This window comes from Paenibacillus sp. AR247, from assembly GCF_002968895.1.
GTDB lineage: Bacteria > Bacillota > Bacilli > Paenibacillales > Paenibacillaceae > Paenibacillus_AQ > Paenibacillus_AQ favisporus.
In genome coordinates this window covers 555,025-559,410 of record NZ_PCZT01000012.1, presented here as the reverse complement: position 1 = coordinate 559,410, position 4,386 = coordinate 555,025, and the positions used below count along the sequence as shown (strand labels likewise).

Here is a 4,386-nt window from a genome sequence, read left to right as displayed (position 1 = left end):
CTTCGCTTGCTACTGAGCTTGGCGAGCATCGCTTCAAGATCATGCTTCCGTTCACCAGCGGAACCTCGATGCTGACGGCCCCTTCGATGTCGGCGTTGCTTTTATACACGGAGAAGGTTTGATCCGCCATAATGGTCTCGTCGCCGGAAACCAAGAACGCGCGGCAGATCAACGCGATGACTTCGTCCGAGCCGCAGCCGAAAATGATTTGCCCGGGCTCAACCCCCAGGAAGCGGGCCACTTCAGCCGTAAGCTCCACCGCGCCTCCGTCCGGATACAGACTGATGTTGTCGAGCTCTGCAAGCACCGCCTCCTTCACACGCGGCGAAGCGCCGTAAGGATTTTCGTTGGAAGCCAGCTTGATGACTTCGCTGAGACCAAGCTCCCGCTTGACTTCTTCAATCGGTTTGCCCGGCTCATAAACCGGAATGTTCACTATCTGGGATTTTGGTTTCACCGTATCCCCCCTCACTTTCAACTCAAGATTATGGTTTTAATTGTGCCACAAATTCACGGATTTGCAAAAGCCCCTGCTCATGCGTATCTCCGCCCTGCAGCAGCGGAATGGCTTCTTCGACCTTGCGGACGATGGCGCTGCCCACAACGACCCCGTCGCAGATCCGGGAAAAGCGCACCGCCTGCTCCCTGTTCGAAATACCGAAGCCGATGGCCACCGGAATGTCCGTATACTTCTTCACGCTGGCGATGAAATCTTCCACGCCTTCGTGGAAGCTCGCCCGCTCACCCGTTACGCCGAGCGAGGATACGCAGTAAATGAAGCCTCTGGCTCCTTCCACGATCGATTTGATCCGCTCATGGGAGGTCGGAGCCACCAGCGGCACGACATGAATTTCCGAGCGTTCGGCCCGGGCACGCACGTCGGCTGACTCTTCGATCGGCAGGTCCGGGATGATGATGCCGCTGATGTCATGTGCTTTGACCTCTTCAAAAAAACGGTCCAGCCCGAACTGAAGCACCGGATTGTAATAAGTAAACAGGATGAATGGCAGCTTCACCCCGGCCTTGCGCGCTCTGACCGCCGTTTCCATGCAGGTTTTGATCGTTACCTGATGCTTCAGCGCCCGCTCGGAAGCCCGCTGAATAACCGGGCCGTCGGCCAAGGGGTCCGAATACGGCACGCCCAGCTCGATCATGTCGGCACCGGCCGCTTCGAGACCGGCTATAATTTCAACCGACGTATCGGGATCCGGGTCACCGATGGTCAGAAACGGAATCAGCGCCGTTTGATTCTCCTGTTTGAGACGGGCAAACGTTTGATCCATCAAATTCATGCCTTTTTACCTCCCGTATAAGCCATGATGGACTCCACGTCCTTGTCTCCCCGTCCGGACAGGCAGATGACGACGATGTCGTCCTCTCCGAGCCGCGGCGCCATCTTCACCACTTCAGCGATCGCATGGGCGGATTCCAGGGCCGGAATGATCCCTTCCGTCCGGCATAGCAGCTGAAGCGCGTCGAGCGCTTCCTGGTCGGTTATCGGAACGTATTGGGCGCGCTCAATGTCCTTAAGGTAAGAGTGCTCCGGTCCGACGCCCGGATAATCCAGGCCGGCCGATATGGAGTGGGCTTCCTGTACCTGGCCGAAATCGTCCTGCAGCAGATAGCTCATGGAGCCTTGGAAGACGCCATGGGTGCCTTTGCTCATCGTCGCCGCATGGAAGGCAGTCTCCACACCCTTACCAGCGGCCTCTACGCCGATCAACCGTACGTCCTTGTCTTCGATAAACGGATAGAACATGCCGATCGCATTGCTGCCGCCGCCGATGGCCGCCACAACATAGTCCGGAAGACGCCCTTCGGCCTCCTGGATCTGGCGGCGCGTCTCGTCGCCGATAATCCGCTGGAAGTTGCGCACCATCATCGGATACGGATGCGGCCCTACGGCGGAGCCGAGGATGTAGAACGTATCGTCGACATGGCTGACCCAGTACCGCAGCGCCTCGTTACCGGCATCCTTCAGCGTGCGTGAACCGGACGTAACGGGTACGACTTCGGCGCCCAGCATCTGCATCCGGAATACGTTCAGCGCCTGCCGTTTCGTATCCTCTTCCCCCATGAACACCTTGCATTCCATTCCGAGGAGTGCGGCTACGGTTGCCGTGGCCACACCATGCTGGCCTGCTCCCGTCTCGGCAATGACCTTCGTCTTGCCCATTCGTTTGGCGAGAACGCCTTGTCCGAGCGCGTTGTTGATTTTATGGGCGCCGGTGTGATTGAGATCCTCCCGTTTCAGGTAGATCTTCGCCTGCCCCAAATGCTTGCTGAGACGCTCCGCATAGTACAGGGGCGTCTCACGGCCGGAGTACTGCTTAAGCAGATAGTTCAGTTCCTCCTGGAAGCTTGGATCGTCCGAATATCGGTTGTATGACTCCTCGAGCTCGATCAGCGCGTTCATGAGCGTCTCGGGAACGAATCTTCCGCCAAACGGTCCGAAGCGCCCGTTCTTGTCTGGTAATTGTGTTGTCATGCCTGCTTCACCCTTCCCACAAATGCTGCGATTTTGTCTATATCCTTCACTCCGTCACTTTCGACGCCGCTGGAAACGTCTACGCCGTCCGGGCTGTACTTATCGATCAGCTCGGCCACGTTGGACGGCAGAAGGCCGCCGGCTACAAACAGCGGAATCCCTTGGGCTCTCGCCCAATCGCGGTATGCCGGTATCTCCTCCCAGGCAAACGTGCTTCCCGATCCTCCGCCATACACCGGATCGAATGTATCAAGCAGCAGGCCGTCGATTACGCCTGCGTATAGTTCATGATTTATAGATGCTTCAGAATTCTCATTAAGGGATTGAACCGATAGGACCTTGAATACCCGGGTCCCCAAGCGCTCCTTGACCTCCCGGCAAAATTGCGGGCTTTCCTGTCCATGGAGCTGAACGACGTCGAGCTGGGCCTCCTTCACGATCGCGGCAAGCTCTTCCAGGTCCGGGTTGACGAACACGCCGACGCTTTGCGGAATTTCGGGCGTCTTCCACGCCTTCAGCTGCGCTGCAAGCAGGGCAGCCTGCTCAGGCGTTACCCGGCGCCGGCTCGGCGCGAATACGAATCCGATATAATCCACAGGCAAGTTTACCATTGATTTTAGCACTTCAACGTCCTGAAGTCCACAAATTTTTACCGCCGTCTCACCCACGATGCTTCACTTCTTCCCCGGATAAGGTCAGCCCCATCAAGTCACGGACCGCCTCCGCGATGTCATCCCGGCGCATGAAATACTCTCCGATCAGCACGCCGCTTGCTCCCGCCTGCTCCAAATACGCCATATCTTCTTTGCCGGCGATACCGCTCTCACTGATGACCGGAATCCCTTGTGGAATCAGCTCCCGAAGCTTTGCCGTTGCCTCGAGGGAAGTCTCGAACGTATGCAGATTCCGGTTATTGATCCCGATCAGCGCCCCTTGATGCAGATCCGCTCCGAGGCCAAGCACGGCTTCGAGCTCTTCCCGGCTGTGAACCTCAATCAGGGCGTCGAGCCCGAGCGCACCAGCCCGCTGCAGGTAAGCGGCGATTTGATCGGGCTCCAGAATGGCCGCGATCAGCAGCACCGCGTCCGCACCGAGGAGGCGGGCTTCATAAATTTGCCGCTCGTCGATGATGAAGTCCTTCCGCAGCAGCGGCAGGTTCACCGCGGCGCGCACATCGCGCAAATATTGCCCGCTCCCCTGGAAGTATTCAACGTCCGTCAGAACCGACAGGCAGTCGGCCCCTGCCGCTTCATAAGCCTGGGCGATACTCACCGGATGAAAATCCGGACGGATGAGACCCTTGGAAGGCGACGCCTTCTTCACCTCGGCGATCAGACCCATGCTCCGCTTGCGTCCTGCAGTCAGCGCCCGGTGGAACCCTTTGGTCGCGGGCATCGCAGCGATTTGGCGCTCCGCTTCCGCAAGTGAAAAATGCTCGGCGAGTCGGGCCACCTCGGTCCGTTTGGTTTGTACGATTTTATCAAGATACATAGCTCAGCTCTCCTGTCATTTGGATCAGTTGCTCAAGTTTGGCCGATGCGCTGCCGTTGTCGATGGCCCGTGCCGCCGCCTGTACGCCTTCCGCGATGCTGTCCGCAAGGCCTGCGACATAGATACATGCCCCTGCGTTGGCCAGCACGATGTCGCGGTACGGGCTCTTCTCGCCTGCCAGCACCGAACGGATAATGGCGGCATTCTGCACCGCATCGCCGCCCAGAACGGCTTCCAGCGGGTGGACGTCCAACCCGAGATCATGCGGGTGAATCTGATAGGTCCGCACTTCGCCGTGACGCAGTTCGGAAATTTGCGTCGGCCCCGAGATGCTGATTTCGTCCAGCCCTTCCAGGCTGGTCACAACGAGCGCCCGTTTGGAGCCGAGCTCCTTCAGCACGTTTGCG

Annotated in this window: 4 protein-coding genes and 2 pseudogenes; all 6 read right to left on the bottom strand. The window is 58.3% G+C overall.

Annotation, left to right across the window (positions count from 1 at the left end):
• Positions 1 to 457 (bottom strand): annotated as a pseudogene (locus CPT76_RS24190) (aminotransferase class I/II-fold pyridoxal phosphate-dependent enzyme); the annotation flags it as partial.
• Positions 458 to 485: 28 nt separating this feature from the next.
• A complete protein-coding gene (trpA, locus tag CPT76_RS24185) occupies positions 486 to 1,292 on the bottom strand; it encodes a tryptophan synthase subunit alpha (protein ID WP_105444690.1) in 807 nt (268 codons plus the stop codon).
• Positions 1,289 to 2,488 (bottom strand): tryptophan synthase subunit beta, encoded by a 1,200-nt coding sequence (gene trpB / locus CPT76_RS24180; protein ID WP_105444689.1) that lies wholly within the window; start codon positions 2,486 to 2,488, stop codon positions 1,289 to 1,291. The genes trpA and trpB overlap by 4 nt, the downstream gene beginning before the upstream one ends.
• Positions 2,485 to 3,156: a phosphoribosylanthranilate isomerase gene (locus tag CPT76_RS24175; RefSeq protein WP_105444688.1), complete on the bottom strand. Its 672-nt coding sequence runs from the start codon at positions 3,154 to 3,156 to the stop codon at positions 2,485 to 2,487. Before CPT76_RS24175 ends, trpB begins: the two co-directional genes overlap by 4 nt.
• Positions 3,149 to 3,979 carry an indole-3-glycerol phosphate synthase TrpC gene (trpC, locus tag CPT76_RS24170; protein WP_105444687.1) on the bottom strand — a complete coding sequence of 277 codons (831 nt, stop codon included), beginning with the start codon at positions 3,977 to 3,979 and terminating at the stop codon, positions 3,149 to 3,151. Before trpC ends, CPT76_RS24175 begins: the two co-directional genes overlap by 8 nt.
• Positions 3,969 to 4,386, bottom strand: a pseudogene (locus tag CPT76_RS40380) (anthranilate phosphoribosyltransferase); the annotation flags it as partial. The gene trpC and the pseudogene CPT76_RS40380, both read right to left, overlap by 11 nt.